At 29.6% G+C, this 17,987-nt stretch carries 11 protein-coding genes; 5 read left to right on the forward strand and 6 right to left on the reverse strand.

What is annotated here, in order from left to right; all coding sequences use genetic code 4:
• Nucleotides 1-2,052 carry an alpha-amylase family glycosyl hydrolase gene (locus tag AC0B4N_RS00380; protein ID WP_465101951.1) on the reverse strand — a complete coding sequence of 684 codons (2,052 nt, stop codon included), beginning with the start codon at nt 2,050-2,052 and terminating at the stop codon, nt 1-3.
• An 80-nt stretch (nt 2,053-2,132) separates the two neighbouring features.
• Nucleotides 2,133-5,201 (reverse strand): hypothetical protein, encoded by a 3,069-nt coding sequence (locus tag AC0B4N_RS00385; RefSeq protein ID WP_465101952.1) that lies wholly within the window; start codon nt 5,199-5,201, stop codon nt 2,133-2,135.
• Between the two features lie 637 nt (nt 5,202-5,838).
• Here AC0B4N_RS00385 and rplJ point away from each other — a divergent pair.
• From rplJ to AC0B4N_RS00400, 3 genes are all read left to right on the forward strand, one after another.
• Nucleotides 5,839-6,336, forward strand: a complete 498-nt coding sequence (gene rplJ / locus AC0B4N_RS00390) for a 50S ribosomal protein L10 (RefSeq protein ID WP_465101953.1) — start codon at nt 5,839-5,841, stop codon at nt 6,334-6,336.
• A 32-nt stretch (nt 6,337-6,368) separates the two neighbouring features.
• On the forward strand, nt 6,369-6,740 hold the full coding sequence (gene rplL / locus AC0B4N_RS00395) for a 50S ribosomal protein L7/L12 (protein ID WP_465101954.1): 372 nt from the start codon (nt 6,369-6,371) through the stop codon (nt 6,738-6,740).
• A 521-nt stretch (nt 6,741-7,261) separates the two neighbouring features.
• Nucleotides 7,262-8,080: a hypothetical protein gene (locus AC0B4N_RS00400; protein WP_465101955.1), complete on the forward strand. Its 819-nt coding sequence runs from the start codon at nt 7,262-7,264 to the stop codon at nt 8,078-8,080.
• 102 nt (nt 8,081-8,182) lie between these two features.
• Here the strand turns inward: AC0B4N_RS00400 and AC0B4N_RS00405 are convergent, their stop codons facing one another.
• Entirely contained in the window at nt 8,183-8,683 is a 501-nt protein-coding gene (locus AC0B4N_RS00405) for a hypothetical protein (RefSeq protein WP_465101956.1), read from the reverse strand.
• Complete coding sequence (gene uvrB / locus AC0B4N_RS00410; RefSeq protein ID WP_465101957.1) at nt 8,676-10,664, reverse strand: excinuclease ABC subunit UvrB; 1,989 nt, start codon at nt 10,662-10,664, stop codon at nt 8,676-8,678. The genes AC0B4N_RS00405 and uvrB overlap by 8 nt, the downstream gene beginning before the upstream one ends.
• 85 nt (nt 10,665-10,749) lie before the next feature.
• On the opposite strand from uvrB, the gene mip (AC0B4N_RS00415) reads away from it, so the two are divergent.
• Nucleotides 10,750-12,906 carry an Ig-specific serine endopeptidase MIP gene (gene mip, locus AC0B4N_RS00415; RefSeq protein ID WP_465101958.1) on the forward strand — a complete coding sequence of 719 codons (2,157 nt, stop codon included), beginning with the start codon at nt 10,750-10,752 and terminating at the stop codon, nt 12,904-12,906.
• Between the two features lie 231 nt (nt 12,907-13,137).
• Here the strand turns inward: mip (AC0B4N_RS00415) and AC0B4N_RS00420 are convergent, their stop codons facing one another.
• Both AC0B4N_RS00420 and AC0B4N_RS00425 read right to left on the reverse strand, forming a co-directional pair.
• Nucleotides 13,138-14,319: an IS3 family transposase gene (locus AC0B4N_RS00420; RefSeq protein WP_465101959.1), complete on the reverse strand. Its 1,182-nt coding sequence runs from the start codon at nt 14,317-14,319 to the stop codon at nt 13,138-13,140.
• Between the two features lie 62 nt (nt 14,320-14,381).
• Nucleotides 14,382-15,590: an IS30 family transposase gene (locus tag AC0B4N_RS00425; RefSeq protein WP_465101960.1), complete on the reverse strand. Its 1,209-nt coding sequence runs from the start codon at nt 15,588-15,590 to the stop codon at nt 14,382-14,384.
• Nucleotides 15,591-15,733: 143 nt separating this feature from the next.
• Here AC0B4N_RS00425 and mip (AC0B4N_RS00430) point away from each other — a divergent pair, with 143 nt between their 5' ends.
• A complete protein-coding gene (gene mip / locus AC0B4N_RS00430) occupies nt 15,734-17,941 on the forward strand; it encodes an Ig-specific serine endopeptidase MIP (RefSeq protein WP_465101961.1) in 2,208 nt (735 codons plus the stop codon).
• The last annotated feature ends 46 nt before the right edge of the window (nt 17,942-17,987 follow it).

Below are 17,987 nucleotides of genomic sequence, written 5' to 3' on the forward strand. Positions count from 1 at the left end.
TTATCTTGGAGCTATTAAATAAGCTCCAAATTTTCCTTTCCCTGTTGCTATAATGCTATCTTTGTTATTTTCAGTTGTATGCCTAAAATTATCTCCTAATAATTTTTCCTTAACATAATAATTTGAATTAAGAGATATTCTTGATTCATTTTCCAGTGAATCAGAATAAAGAATTAAAATCAAAGTACCATCTTCATTTAACCTCAGGGTTGTATTATGCCCTTTAAAATCATTATCATTCCCAGAAAACTCTAATACTTTGTCTAAATCCCACCAAATATATTTTTCATCCATTTCACGCAGTGAAATGTAATTTTGCCGAAGTTGAATTAATTTAGATATTAAGTTATAAGATGAAGATTGATCACTAGTAATACTTTCAATTGATCCTTCACCTACTGAAGCGCCAGTTTGCACAACTACAGCATCATTTTTTGCTTCTTTAAAATAAACTGTTTTCTTAGGATCATTTCAGTAATATGCTTCCCTTACTTTAGTATCATCATCACTTTTTGGGCCACCTTGCATTAAAATTTCATTTCCATTGTATAAGGTAGGTAACCCACCACGAGATAATAATGAGAAAATTGCGGCAATGTAACGATATCTTTCTTTATCAGTTAGTTTGTGAGGTTCATCATTAACTTCAGTTTCACGTAATTGTCATTTAAATTTGTTAATCCATCTTTCAACGTCGTGATTATCTAAAAATGGAATTCATTCACGTTTTTGCCCTTTATAATCAGTTAATGATTTAATTAAGTTTAATTCATCCCCTGGATGAATTCAAACATTATTAACATCATCTTTTCACTTAGTTCCATCAATTAAGGAACTAAGTGCTTTTTGACCAGTTTTACTAAATCAATTGCCTTTGGCTTTATCATCAGATGAACTTCCTCATCATTCACCAAACATAAAGGCAGTTTCAGATGATCTTGAAATATTATTTTGATTTGCTTTAAGATACTCTTGTTCAATAACCTTTCTAAATTCAGCCATTAAATCAACCTCTAAACCTTTATTAGAAGTATTTTTATAAATATTTTCTGAGTCAAAGAAATGGTAAAATGCATCATATCTAAAACCATCTACACCTTTAGCAGCTCAAAACTTATGTACATTTAACATCTCTTGTAATAATTCAGGATTCTTTAAATTTAAATCTGGCATACCAGATCAAAATTCTGCCGCTCATTTATAGTCAGTATTTGGAATATTTTTACCAGGCTCATTTACATAAATAAAGTTTTGACGTATATCGTCGGTTCCTTCTTTAGCATGCCCATCAGAATTTTTATCATACATATAGTAATAATTTTTATATTTAGGATCACCTTGCAAAGCCTTTTGGAACCAAGGATGTTCATAAGATGTATGGTTAATAACCACGTCAATGACGACCCTAATTCCCTTCGCATGGGCCGCTGTTAAAAATTCATCAAAAGCTTGCATCCCCCCAAGTTCAGGAGCTACGTCAGTATAATCAATTACATCATACCCATGGTATGATGAAGCTGGGTGAATTGGCGAAAGGTATAAAGTATCAATACCTAGATTAACAAAGTAATCTAGGTTATTTTTTAAACCTATAAAGTCACCAATTCCATCATTATTTCCATCAGCAAATGAATATACTGTTAGTTGGTACATAACATTAGATCTTTTGGCTTCTTTATTAAAAGGAGCAATTGAAGCAACATTAGTTGCTTCATCACTATAAGTAAGATTAGTTAAATTTTTAGATCTTACTTTTTGAGCAAAACTTTCATCACCTCAATTTAATAAGGTTTTAGAGTTTTGTAATTCTTTAAGTTCGTTAACTTTAGTTTCATTTAATTTCTTGACATTACCTGGTAATGTAATAGTAGGGGGAGTAGGCTGTTGATTATTTGAACCACCGGGATTTGTAGGGGGAGGCGTTATATCTCTTATACCTGGATCAGGATCGGGTTTTGTTATTGTTTCAGGAACCTTAGTACAAGCAGCACTAATAATTAGTGGAGTTGAAATTAAGGCTAAATTAAATATCTTTTTTAGTTGTTTTTTCATTTACAATATTACCTCTTATATATAAATTAAAATAACAAATAATCTATTTAAAAATAGATTATTTAATTATATTAATATTATTATGTTGTGCTTCCTGAAGAACCAGTATTTGTTGTTGGTTTAATATTTGCATCTTGTTTAATTCAATCTAAAGTTCACTTAACAACACGAGCTTTATTTAAGTATGTATTAAAGTATAGTTTGACAACCTTCTCAATGTTAGTATCAGTAATTTTGGTAAATTTTGGATTAGTATCATCACCAGAGCTTGTTTCTTTTGCATAAGCAGCAACAAATTTCTTAGCTTTTTCTTTAATATCATGCAATGTTTTTTCTGGTTCTGTTGTTGGAACTTGTGCTTGCGTAGTTTCAGAATGTGTTGTTGCAGTATTTTGAGTTACACTAGGTAATTTATTAGCTAATTCTTTAATAAAGTTTCTAATAGTTTGTTCTTTATTATTATTTTCACCATCACCATTTATCCCAAAAATTTCTTTTTCGATTTTACGAACATGCAAAGCATCACCACTAGTATGTTTCATACTATTATAAGATGGGTCGGTGGTAGAATCACTAACTCCATCTTTTAAAAGTTCTTTAGCAACTAATCAATCTTTATCATCCTGAGCACCACTACCATTATTTTCTTTTCCTTTTAAATTAGAAACATCTGCGATACCTAAAAGGGATGCAACAGTATTTCTTAAAGGTAAAATATCTTTTAGGTTTGGCTCAGTTATTTTAGTAAATTGATCATCAATATGTTTATAAAGATTATCTAAAATACCTTGGCGATCAGTTACTTTAATATAGTTTGCCTCTGCTTTAGGATCTGTGTCAGTATTACCAGAAGTATTTGTCCCGCCTTTTGTTCAAAAACTATCTACAAATTCCTTACCTTCATAAGAGGAAGAAGAATCCTTTTTATATGGGAAGATTTTCTGGAAAATATCATCTCATTTAGGTTCTTGTGTATTTGAAGAATTATTAGTTGTATAATGATCTTTTAATTCACTGAAAATTACCCTCACACGAGCCACATTTAAATAAACATTTAAATATCAATCAACATATTTTTTACGATCTTCATCGCTTAAAGCACCATCTTTACGGTAAACATTGACAAAATCTTGCACTTTTTTATTTATATCATCCCTAATCTTTTGCATTCCTTCAGTTGTTGTAGACCCATTAGAAGCGCTAGACACAATTTGAGTTTCAGAAGGATCTTTTTTATTTTTAATGTCATACTTAAGAGCGTTTTCTAATTTAGTAATTAAAGGATTTATTTCATTTACATTGTCACCATTTGCACCAAAGAAATGATGTTCAAGTTTTCGAACATGTAATTCATTATTTTCTTTTTCATTTTCATATCCAGTTGCATTAGGTTTTAATAAATCTGCTTTAATTAAGTGTTCACTCTGGTGATTACTTCCATGTAAATCATTAATATTACTAATCCCTAAGATAGCAGCCATAAAGTTACGTAATGGTAAAATATCACCTAGTTTTAGGTCTGTATAAATATCTGATCTTAATAGCGTTTCTTTATAAATATCTTGTTTTTGATCTTCAAATTTATAATAGTTTTTCTCTGATGATGCATTAGTTTTATCATTATCAGCACTTCAAGTTGAAGTTACTTTTTTAGTGTTTTCTTGCTTAGTGGTTTGACCACCATCTTGGGTTGTTGGAGATTGGCTAGTAGTTGTACTATCTGAACCTGATGATTCAGTTTGTCCGTTTGAACTCGTGCTGTCAGGTTGTGAAACTGTCTCTCCAGTGCTAGTTCCTGTAGAACCTGATTCTGCATTACTTGTAGATCCATTTCCGGAATTACCTGAGGAAGTTTGGTCAGTTTCAGACTTTTCTTCTTCACTGACATTTGAAGAATCAGTATTGCTGGTGCCACTAGTAGAGTCTACATTATCTGGTTTTTGTGTTTCTTGTTGTTTGTCTTGTTTGGTACTAGTTGTTCCAGAATTCTCACTACTATTATTTTTTTCAGTTTCTGATTCATCCGGTTTTGTTGGACTACTATCTTGATTGTTAGTTCCATCATTAGTAGGTGGTGTGGGTTCAGGAAGAGCAGGTTTTTCGGGATTAACTGTGCCAGTTGAGCCATTATCAGTACCATTGTTTGTTTTTTCTTCATCCTGTTGGTTTACACCAGTTCCAGGTTCTTCTGTTGCTGGATCTTTTGGTGCTGGGGCAGGATTTGGGTCGGTCTTAGGAGGTTCTTGGGCGCCATTATCATTGGCAGGCTCTTTGGTTGGATCTTTTGGCGTTGGATCAGTAGGACCTGGGTTAGGAGGTACATTTCCTTCTTTAGGTGGTTCTTGGTTAGCATTACTATTAGTTGGATCTTTCGGAGCAGGGGCGGAGTTTTGGGCTTGCTCGCCATTTGATGTTCTAAATTTTTGATCAATATTGAAGTCTACATTATCGTTAACTTCAATTTCGTCAACTTCATATTCTTTATTCTTAATTAAACCTGTAATAACTATTTTGTATTCATCTTCGCCTAATTTAGTTAAATTTGATACTGTAAAGGTATAATCTTTATCATCGATTTTAACATCTAATTTATCAGTAGATGTTAAACCAGTAATTTTAACTACTAATTCAGCAGAATTTTCAGTTGTTTTAAGTACTCTAAAACTTTTTAGGGCGTAATTATTAGTATTTTGTCCATTTTTAGGGTTACCATTGTCTGGCTCTTTAGTTGGATCTTTTGGAGCAGGGGCAGTGTTTTGCGCTTGCTCGCCATTTGATGTTCTAAATTTTTGATCAATATTGAAGTCTACATTATCGTTAACTTCAATTTCGTCAACTTCATATTCTTTATTCTTAGTTAAACCTGTAATAACTATTTTGTATTCATTTTCTCCTAATTTAGTTAAATTTGATACTGTAAAGGTATAATCTTTATCATCGATTTTAACATCTAATTTATCAATAGATGTTAAACCAGTGATTTTAACTGCTAATTCAGCAGAATTTTCAGTTGTTTTAAGTACTCTAAAACTTTTTATTGAGTACTTATTAATATCTTGACCATCTTTACCTGGTGTACATGATACAGCGGTAAATGTGGTTATAGATATTAAATTAGTTGTTATTAATAAAAATTTTCGTAATTTCATAAGCTATATGTCCTCAATATTATATTTATATGTTTTTGTTAATTTAAATTAAGGATTTATTTAATAAAAAATATATATGCTTGTTTAAAATTAAATATCTCCTTAATTTAATTTTAATATATATATATATATATATATGAGTAGAAAACCAATATGTTGGTGGTGGTTTGTACTGGTCAAGATAAAAATTAATGACATTCATAAGATTTTGTACATTTTATATAGAATTTTTAATACTTTATCAGCAAATAAAAGAATATATTAATGTATAGTATATAGTTATAACATATAAAATATACAATCTGGAAACGTTTCCATATAATTCAATAATATGGGAATTTTTATGCTTATTTTAGACATAATATTTATTAAATTTTTAAAATAACTTTGGGAAAAATATATAAAATGTTAAAAATTATTAAAATCCAAAAGAAAACAGAACATAATTCTTTTCCAAAAAACAAATTCCATAAACAAAAAAAATTTTATTTAGTAATTTTAAAAATTATTATATAATAAAGCGGCAATGCATAAAGACAGCAACTGCTTTATTAATAATCTTAAAGCTTAATATGTTGCCTAATGTATGTCTTCATTTCTAGTATTGCAAATATAAATATTTTGAAAGGGGGCTTAAATGGCAGAATCAAAATTTAAAGAAGCTAAAAAAGAAGTTGTTCTTGAAATTTCAAATAAAATTAAAAATTCAGTTGCTGTAGCTTTTGCTGAATACCGTGGCCTTACAGTTGCCGAATTAGAGAAATTTAGAGTTGAAGCAGCTAAGGTAGGCGTTGATGTAAAAGTATACAAAAACCGTTTATTCAAAATTGCTGCTGCTAATAATGGTCTAGCAGATCTAGAACAACATTTAGTTGGTCCTAATATCTTCTTGTTTTCAAACAATGATGGTATGTCAGCTGCAAAACTATTAGTATCATTTGCTAAAAAACACAAACTAATGGTTGTAAAAGCTGGAACATTTGAAGGTAAAGTTATTGATGCTCAAGGTGTTAAAGATGTCGCAACTCTTCCTACTTATGAAGAAGCACTTGCAATTCTTGCGCGTTCAATGATGTCTCCTTTACAACAATTAGGTTTATCACTTAAAATGTATAGTGAAACACAATCAGAATAATTATTTTAAATATATAGAAGGGAAATTTAATTATGGCTAAATTAACAAAAGAAACATTTATCGAATCATTAAAAGAAATGTCAATTAAAGAAGTAATGGAATTAGTAGAAGCAATGAAAGAAGAATTTGGTATTGACCCAATGGCTGCTATGGCAGTTGCTGCTGCTCCTACTGAAGGTGGAGCTGAAGAAAAAACAAGTGTTAAAGTTGTTTTAAAAGCAGATAACGGTAAGAAAATTCCAGTTATTAAAGCGGTTCAAGCAGTTCTTGGTCTTTCATTAATGGATGCTAAAAAAGTTGTAGATGCTTTACCAGCAGTTATTAAAGAAAACATTAAACCAGAAGAAGCAGAATCAATCCGTGCTACTTTAGCTGAAGCGGGTGCTGAAGTTTCAGTTGAATAATAAAACGTTAATGATTAATATATAAAAGTCTCCAACTTATAAAGGAGTACAAAAAGTTGACATTTATATGTCAACTTTTTTATTATCTATAATTTTGTAGAAGTCTAAAAGTAAGTTTTATAAAGGAGAAAATGGTTTATCTTGTTTGACATAATCCAATCAAATAGTTCTTAAAACACCGGGAAATTAAGTTTAATAATTTATGTTATAATTTTGATGTCCCAGTGGTATTGTTTAATAATAAAAATGGGTAAAAAATTAATATCAAATTAAAAAAAAGGATAATATGTCAATATTTAATAATAAAATTAAGTTTTTGTTTAGGATGATAACAGGTTTTGTAAGTATTTCTGTTGTTTTTTATCTAAATTTTAATTCAAAAAATAACTTAATAACAAATTCTACACATAAGCAATATAACACTGAAACAGTAGAGTTTACAGCTCAAAAGGCTGGCTATTATGATTTTTTAATTTATCGTAGTGATAAAAATCATATTGCAAGAGATGTGGCATTCACATATGTTAAGAGTAAAACGTACTAAAAAAGTAATTAATTCTTTAGGTTTATGTGTAGTAGCAACAATTCCTTTAGTTTTAAGTTCTTGTTCAAATGAAGTTACCGAGCCCTATTATTCTGATTTCAAAACACAAAATGGATATTCAGGAATTAGAAAACATTATCCAAGAGGAGGGGACGGAGAAAATGTTTTAGAAAATAATACACGCCTTTGATCAAGAGAAAACGTTACATTTTCATTTATAGGTATAGGTGTTTATAAATTAATTGATGATAACTTTAAAACATTAAATAATGAATTATTTAATCGTTTGGATGAAATAAATAAAGAGTATAGAAAAAAAGATAGGTTCACACAGGATGAACTGGATAAACTTTCGCAAGAAAGTGACTTAGTAACTGATAAAATAGTTGCTAATTGACTGGAAAATCACCCTAACAACTGAAAAGATAGAATTTTTACTCTTATAAACAATCTTGATGATTTTCCAGAAGACTATAAAGAGATAAAGAATAAATTTAAAAACGTTGATTTTAATAAGCAAACCATTTTAATTATAAACGGATTAGATACTTATCATTATAGTTCTGGTGGAGATGCCAAAGGCTCAGGATACTGAATTGACAACATTGAAATTACTAATAAGAAAATGATTATTAAATATATATATAAATATATTCCAGTGAGATCTAATAGTTCTATTGAAACCACAAATACTAGTATATCAAGGACAACTCATTTTGTTGTTGTTGATAAACTTACATCGCTTGATGATAAAAAAATTGAAATAATTGATTTAAGTATAAGTAATAATATATAAACTAAAAATTCTGTTGATAATCCTTCCCCAAAACATATACAAAGAACAATACCTTAAATAAAATAAAACTATTAAAAACTCCAACTTTCGTTGGAGTTTTTACTATCAAGGAATATCGCAACCATTAAATGGTTCGAATTCGAAGTTAGCTTTAGATAATTTGTCCTTAAAATCTTGGTTTTGGAATATTTTAAAATTCTCAACTAACAAAATAATATCTTTAACATCACCATCTAATTTAGCTAATTTAAAGATATCCTTAGCGATCATTAAAATATCATCTTGATATTTATGATTTGGATAATCACTATTATCTAAATCATAATAGTGATTTATTTTAGATAGTTTATCTTTAATACCCTGATCATTGCCAATATAATCATCTTTTAAATATTTAAATAAATAGAAAATATATTTATTTACGACAGATGAAAAGTTTGAATTTCTGACAAAATTATTTCATGTTAATTCATGGAATAATTTATCCTCTTTATCCATAACTAATAAAAAGATTTTTCGAAAAGCATCATAAATTGATACTACATCAATGCTTCATGAAGTAATTGAATCTTTATTCTCAATTAAATCTTGGTATTTATACATTTCTTTCTCCTTCAGTTTCAAGCTCAAGAATTAAATCTTTTAGTTCTTGAGCTTTTACATAATTACGGTTAGATGCTTCTTTTAGCATCTCCTTAGTCAATTGTTCAATAAGGTGTTTTTTACTTGCTTTTTTACCTTTTGTTTTAGTTTGCATTATCTTATTTACTGAAGCACTAAGTTGCTTATCTTCAAGTAAAGTAGGAATCTTTTTAACAACTGACTTAGGAATTATATTGTATTTTTCGTTAAAATTTAATTGAATTTTCCGCTTTTCTTGATTATCGGCGATACATTTATGCATTGCTTCAGAAATAGTATCAGCATATAAAATGGCTTGACCATTAACATTACGTGAAGCTCTACCGACAATTTGGATTAAATTTGTTTCACTACGCATAAATCCACCTTTATCAGCATCTAAAATAAGCACTTTAGAAACTTCAGGGATATCAACTCCTTCACGTAATAAATTAATACCAATAATTACATCATAGGTACCAAGTCTTAACTTTCTAATTATTTCATTACGTTCAAAAATAGTATGTTCGGAGTGAATATATGCAGCTTTAATATTTCTTTGCTGCATATATTCAGATAACTTTTCACTTGATTCTTTGGTAGTTGTTAAAATAATTGTCCGCTCATTGTTTTGTTTTTGAACTTCTAATATTTCGAAAATATCTTCAATTTGGTTTTTAGTTGGTTTGACAATAATCTCAGGGTCTATTAAGCCAGTAGGCCTAACATACATTTTAGCAACTAAACCATTTGCTTTATTGAGTTCATATTGGCTTGGTGTAGCCGAAACATAGATTTTTTTAAACTCAAATTCTTCTTCAAATTCTTTTAATGATAAAGGTCGATTTTCTAAAGCAGATGGCAAACGAAATCCATAATCTACTAAACTACGTTTACGGGATTGATCCCCACTAATCATGGCATTGATTTGCGGAACCGTAATATGAGATTCATCAATAAAAATTAATGAATCTTTAGGAAAATAATCAAGTAAGGTATATGGCCTTTGGCCAAAATCCCTACCATCTAAATACATTGAATAATTTTCAATCCCTTTACACATTCTAAATTCTTTTAAATCATTAATATCATTTTTTACTCTTTGATTAATTCTTTCTTTTTCAATTAACTTATTTTCATTAGTAAAGTAAGTTAATTGACTTGCTAATTCTTGTTCTATTTTAGGAATAATTTGATCATAAATTGAATTTTCCGCTGCATATGCATCACCAGGTGATAAATTATAAATAGTTAGTGATTTAATAATATCTTTGGTTAAATGCTCAACTAATGATATTTCTTCAATATTATCTCCCCAAAAACTAATTTGCAAAGCATTAGTTTCTGAATCAGCAGGCCTAATAATTACAATATCTCCTTTAACAGAAAATTGGCCTGGACTTAAATCACTTACATCATTACGTTCATATTTAATATTTATTAATTTACGAGCAAAGTCTTGGATTGATATTTCTTGTTCAACATATACATTTAAAAAACTTTGCGAATAAATAGCCGGGTTTAATGCACCATATATTGCACTAACTGAAGCAATCACAATAACATCCTTACGAGTTAAAAGTGAATTCACAGTTTTCATCCGCATTATCTCAATTTGCTCATTAGTTTTTGAATCTTTTTCAATATAAGTATCTGTGCTTGAGATATATGCTTCAGGACGATAATAATCAAAATACGAAATATAATATTCAACACAATTTTCAGGAAAAAAACCTTTTAATTCACTATATAGTTGACTAGCTAACGTTTTATTATGTGATAAGATCAATACAGGACGATCAAAATTTTGAATAATATTGGCAATAGTGAATGTTTTTCCAGATCCCGTAACACCAAGTATAACTTGGTGTTCATTGCCTTTATCTATTCCTTTGCTGATAAAGTCAATTACCTTTGGTTGATCTCCACCAGGCTTAAAGTCAGAATTTAATTTATAAATCATATTAATAAATTATATATTTATTTTATAAATATAAAATTATTGTTAAAGTAGTAAAATATAATTATTAATAAGGAGTAAATAAATAATGAAAAAGAAAACTATATTTAGCTTACTAACTACTTTAAGCATTATTCCAATTGCTGCAGTAAGTTGTCAAGCACAAAACAAACCTGAGCCGGTTAAACCGGGCCCAGCGCCCGCCCCAATTATTCAAAACCCAGGAAACCCAGGAAACCCAGGAAACCCAGGAAACCCAGGAAACCCAGGAAACCCAGGAAACCCAGGAAACCCAGGAAACCCAGGAAACCCAGGAAACCCAGGAAACCCAGGAAACCCAGGAAACCCAGGAAACCCAGGAAACCCAGGAAACCCAGGAAACCCAGGAAACCCAGGAAACAAACCTAAACCCACTATTTCAGAAAACCAACAAAAACTTTTAGATTATTATGTCAATGCTACGAATAAACGTAGATTTGAATTAGATAATGGTGATTTTTTAAATCAAATTGAAGCATATCATAAAAATGCTTATAATAATTTAAACGAAAAAGAAAAAGCAGTTATTGATTACCAAAAATCAATCACTGCTCCCCAAGCAAAAATTGCTGAGTTTGATCAAAAAGCAACCCAATTGGGCTTAGACACATGGGAAAATCAAAAGCTTAAATCTTTTACTATTCCTAGTTATGATGCTAATGGTAAATTTTTAGGTTTAAATGTCCAAAAGAAACTTATCCTACCGCCAAGTAAATTAGAATCCGAAAATGCACAATTAAATAATTCTCGTGGAATTGGTTTTGGTCGAACCTTAACTAATGATATTTATAGAAATATAGGCTTACAAACCTTTTCAATTAACATTGATAATTCAACTAAGAGTTCAAATCAAGAACACCATGGAACTGCTTGAATTATGGATTATGAATTAGCAGAAAATGGTAAATACCCTACCAAATGATATTTAGCCACAAACTTACACGTAGCAACTCATTTAAGTGAAAAAACTACTAAATTAGAATTACTTAGGTTAGATGCTGATGCTCCACTTAATAAAACATTATCAGCTAAGAACAAAGGAAGTGGATGGCCAGAAGCTTCTGATGAAATTCATTATAATGAATACTTTACTCAGTTTAATCTAGATTTAACTAAAGAAAATTTAAAAAACAAAGCAAAAGTCATATATAAAGCAATTGACTTTTTAAAAGCTGATCCTAAAGATTATTTAGTCGAATCTCAAAAACAAGAATATGCTAATTATAAAGAATATGCAGATTTTGCTGTTATTGAAATTGATTTATCTGATGTAACTAGTAATGAAGGATTGAGCATTAATGCTCCTGCAGGTAAGGAAACAAATGAGAACTTTAAAGATGCACAGGATTACTTACAAAAATTAACTAATAATTTTGCAAGTAAAGAAGAAAATAAAGTTAAGTTTTTAAGTACATCATATTTACAAGATTATGAAAAAATTAATACTAAATTAGCTAACTTTACGGAACTAACAACTGATCGCTTATATGCATTAGGATATCCACAATCTTTTGGATACCGTTCTGTTACTTGACCACAAAGTGTACAACAACAAGCTGATGATGGTACTAATCCATATGGTATTTTAAACTATGTAGAAAAAACCTATAATCTAGATTTAGGTAACAAGAATTTATGAACTAATGAACTATCATTAAACCCTAAATACTTACATGTTCATACTGATAAAGAAGGTTTTGAATTTAAAGAAAATAAATCCATTACTGGTAATAGATTAACTCAGCATATTGGAGCTACTACCTTTAGTGATAAACCTGGTCTTTCAGATGCTTTTTTAACTTGAGGATTAATTCGGCAAACTGGTGATCCATTAACTACTGTTTATAATGGTCAAACAACTAATATGATGCAAATGGGACTGTTATATGGTTTAGCTAACTATGAAGCTCCTGGAGGAGCTTCAGGTTCATCAGTACGAAACCAAAAAAATGAATTAGTTGCAATCTTCCACTCAATTGCAAGTCAAAACCTTTTTGGAATGGCTGCTGCCTTTAGATCTGAAGGTTTTGACTATCAAGGTTTATATGGCTCTTATAACTTACCTCAATATGATTTAGTATATGGTGGAGGTAAAGATCAAAATACCTCATACCGTGAAACTATGCTAAAAGAAAGATCAAATCTTAAAACAATGTTATTCCCTCAAGGGTTTAATAATATACCTGAAGAATTTAAATTTAAATAAGTGTTTTTTGGAAAAGTCACTTGCGAGATATTAACAAAATAATTGCGTTTTAATTTTAACATAAATTTTACATAAAAAATGTATGAGAAAACAGAAAACATGCAGTGTTTTCTCGTCGGTTTTGCTTACTTTTGTCAAAAGTAAGGCCCCTTTGATTGCAATCAAAGGCGGGGGATTAAAAAAAGTTTTTAGGTTATAAACATGGACAGCAAAATTTAACATTTTAGTTATTTATAATTCCATAGCAAATTGCTGTGGAGTTTTTCAGTTTAAGTTTGATTGAATTCGGTCATTGTTGTACCAAATTACATATTCTTGTATCATATCATTAAGTTCATTAAATGTTATTTTTGAATAATCTAAATCATTTAATAATTCAGTTTTAATGATTCCAAACCAATATTCAATTTCTCGATTATCAAGAGAATTTCCCACTCTTGATAACGAAATAATACCACCAAGATTTTTAACTTCTTTAATATATTGATGATGTGTATATTGAAAGCCATGATCTGAGTGAATGATAAAATTTTTGGATTTGTATTGCTTTAATGAATTTAAATTGTCTAAAACTAGTTCTAGATTATTACTTTTTGATAATTTAAAACCAACAATTTGTTTAGTTTTATGAGACAAAATTGCAGACAAATAAACGTGTGATTCTAACACATCTTTTGGCGCTTTTATATATGAAACATCAGTTGCATAAATATTTCGATTGTTTTGATCATTATAATCACGATTTACGAAGTTATCAATCTGAGTAGATAGATTTTTAATTTCTTTTCGTTTTGATTTTTGTCTAAGCTTACATTTTAGGCCTAAAAGGTTCATATATCTCCCTAATGAACGTTCGTTTATATCTATTTTGTATTTTTTAGATATGTAAACACTTAGTTTTAACCTTCCATATCTTGACTTTGTTTCTGCGAACGATTTTTCGATTACATCACTATATTTAGGGAGTTTTTGTGCAATTTTAATATTTTGAGTTTTAGAAATTGTTTGTCTAGAAATGCCAAAAACTTCTGCAAGCTTAACATAACTTATACTAAAACTTTTAGATTCAATAACTTTCTTACTTTTAGGTAATTCGTTGGTAATTTCATAATATCTTTTAGCTATTTGTAACAAATCATCACGATCAAAAATATCTCAATTTGGTTCTCTTTTCGTCTTAGGTTTGCCGCTTCCTTTTTTACGGCTTTCACCTTTCTTTGTCTGCAATAAGTCTTCCATACCTAAATTATAATACTTAATTATTTTATTAATTCTAACTTTTACACTATTTCTTTGTAAGTTTTTTGTTTCTGGTGATATTTGGTAAATAGCTTGGAAAGCACCTGGGAAACCTGATTTTTGATATTCTTCATATATTTTTGCAAATTCTTCTTTCTTTAAATGTCTTGACATAATTTATCCTTTCAAAAAAATTCTTCGTTGGCACCAACGAATAGTAACAGAAAAGCTAACATTTACATGTTAACTTTTCTGTCCGGCTTTATTATCTTATAATTCCGGACAACTTGTCGATAGTTATTTATTTTTTCCATCATATAATCAATTTCTTGCTGAGAGTATTTATCTAAGCTTTTTCCTTTGGGAATGTAATACCTAATTAAGCGGTGCATATTTTCTATTGAACCTTTTTGTCATGAACTATATGGTTGGCATTTAAATAGTCTTTCAGTTGGAATAACCTGGTGCAATAAGACATTTTCACTACCATTATCAACTGTTAAAGTTTTAATGTCTAAGTTATGTTTCTTGATTAGTTTGAGAAGAGTTTGTTTGATAGCTTTGGAGTTGCGTTTTGAGAGCATAGCATAAGACATTCTGGTTTGCCGTTCAATTATGGTCACAATACAATATGTATCATTGATTTTACCAATAACGGTGTCTAATTCAAAATGGCCGTGTTCAGAGCGATCATTAATATAAGCTGGACGTTTTGAAATTTCTGTAGCATATTTTAATGTTTTAGGTTTGGTTTGTTTTTTCTTCCTTATGCCATATTTTCCTTCAGATTTTCTAACAATATGGTCAAAGTCAAGGAAATAAGGGTATTTTTTGATTATTTTATAAATTGTACTAGGCGAAGGAGCAAATTCATCAGGGGATAATTTTTTAAAAGAATTCACAAGATAGGTAACTGATTTCTTAACTTCTTTTTGCTGCAAATTCTTTTTATTTCTATTTTTATTGTATGTATTAAGCTCACTATACCAATATTTTTTGTAGGCCTTTCATTTCTCTTTAATTGTATCACTTACAAAAAAGAGTCGCAAAAACGAATAGCCTAATAAATGTTCGTATAGCTTAGTAAAATTAAGAGTTTTAACACGCATTACTCTTTTTGAACACTTAGGACAAACATAGCGATTGTGTTTATCTAAACTAAGTGGTCTGCGATTTGTAATAATTTTAATTTTACTTTTTATACTTCGAATGTCTCTATCAAAAATCTTGGCTACTTCTTGGATTGAGAAACCTTCAGAAAGTTCTTGTAAAATATTATAAAGTTGCTCTAGATCGATTTGGTCTGATCGTAATTTTCGTTGTGTCCCAAGTGCTCCTTGCATTTTCAAGATAGTGTTGTAATTCTCTTCAATTTTAAAATGTTGATATTTATTTTCTTTTCGATATTTGTCAAAAACACAAATATATTTTTCTAAATTTTTCATATAATTTTAAAGTCTCCTTTTATTTTTTTAAAATTTATTAATACAACTATTTTATTACAAGGCAGACAAAAACAATGTCACATGCAAAAAACTTGCATATGACATTTCCATTTAATAAAATTTAAATAAGAAAGATATTAATTATGAAGAAAAAATGATATTTATTACTTACAACTTCCTCTTTAGTTTTGCCTCTTACAATCGTAAGTTGCACTAATACTCAAGAACCTACTAAACCAGTAGAGCCTACACCGGTAAGCCCAGCTCCAGTAAAACCAGCGCCGGTGCAGCCAGATCCAACCCCTATTAACCCAAATCCTGGTAATGGTAATTCTACCAACCCTGGAAACTCTACTGGTCAAGTTCCAAATGACCCTAATCCACCACAAGATACAAAACCAGCAGATCCAAACCCACCTGCAAAGATAAGTAACCCAAACCAAAATAACACTCAAACAAATACACCACCAAACCAGGGCAATAATACAACTCAAAATCCTAATCAAGAGTTGAATGATGTAGACCAAACTCGTTTGGATTACTTTGTTAACTATGATAATGCACAAAGGTTTGATTTTGACAATAAGTTTGTAGTGGATCAACTAAGACAACTTAATGAAGTACACCGAAATAATCAGCAAATTCAGCAAGCGCAGCGTGATGTATTACAATTACAACATAATCTTGATACAAATCAATCATACAAAGATAAATATGATGATCTTGCTAAAAAGCTTAGACTTGACAATTTTGATAATTCGCGTTACAAATCATTTACTTTGCCAAGTTATAATGAATCTGGAATAATTAATGGTTTAAATATTCAAAAGAAAGTAGTTATTCCTCCAAGTGATATTGAAAATTTATTAGTTGGTGTAAATAAAGCCCATGGCAAAGGACTAGGAAGAACTTTAACCCATGAAAAATACAAAGACGTTGCACTAGAAACTTTTGCAATTACTATTGATAATTCAGGCAATAATTCAGCTAATCCAAATGACCCCTATGCTGGAAGACAATATTCAGGTACAGCATGAATATTAGATTATGAATTATCTGAAGATGGTAAATACCCAACTAAATGATATTTAGCAAGCAACTTGCATGTAGTTTCATACCTTGGACAAGATACCAAAACCTTTTGGATTGGCCGCGTTGATGAAGATACACCATTAAACCAAACTATTTCAACTAAAGATAGACTTGAATCTGAAAAAGATTCACAAGGCGTATTTAATCAATGATTTACTAAATTTAAAATTGATTTAACAAAACCTGAATTACGAAATAAAATTAAGCTTGTTTATACAGGTGTGGACTTTCTTAAAAAAGACCCTAAAGATTATTTATCCCAAAAACAGCAATCAGAATTTGCTGAATATAAAGAGTATGCAGATTTAGCAGTTTTTGAAATTGATTTTTCTAATGTAAATGATAAAAGTGCTTTGGAAATTTATAGTCCAAAACCTAATTCAAATGCATTTTTAAATACTGAAGATTTTTTAAAGCGTTTAACTAACAATTATGCTACTAAAACAGAAGATAAACAAACTACCTTCCTAAAAGATTCGTATTTAAAAAATTACGAACCTATTGATACACCTTTAGCAAACAATAATGCAAGCACTGCAAATTCAAAAGATTACTTACTTGCCCTAGGTTATCCTTCGAATTTTGGTCATGGTATCCCAATACCTCAAAACCAAGCAAACAACCCTCAAGCGGCACAAAAATATATTGAAGAAACTTATAATATTGATTTAGGTCAAATGAATCTTTGAACTAATAATGTTGCTAAAGATCCTAGTTACTTATTAATTGATAAAGTTACTTCTTATGATTCATTAACTAAAATACCTGAAATTGTAGGTAACCGTTTAACAAACCATGTTTCAGTAACTACCTTTAAAGATAAACCTGGTGTTTTTGATTCATTTTTAACTTGGCCTCTTGTTAACAATATTGAAGCACCTTTGACTGTTACTTACAATAATAAATCAACTAAACTAATTCAAATGGGACTTGGGTATGCCTTAGCTAACTATGAAGCTCCTGGAGGAGCTTCAGGTTCATCAGTACGAAACCAAAAAAATGAATTAGTGGGAATCTTCCACTCAATTGCTAATAATACACTTTTTGGGATGGCTGCCGCTTTTAGATCTGAAGGATTTAATTACCAAGGATTATTTGGAGATTATAATTTACCTCAATATGATTTAATATACGGAGGAGGCAAAGACCAACAAAATTCATATAAAGAATCACTTGCCAAGTTATATCCAAATATCAAAACGCGCTTATTTAAAAACGGAGTAAGTGCAGAATACCCTGAATTTAAATTTAACAATTAATACTTTTAATCCAACATAATATGTTGGATTTTTAGGCGTAATAAAT

It is taken from the genome of Mycoplasma sp. 13536 (genome assembly GCF_055523495.1).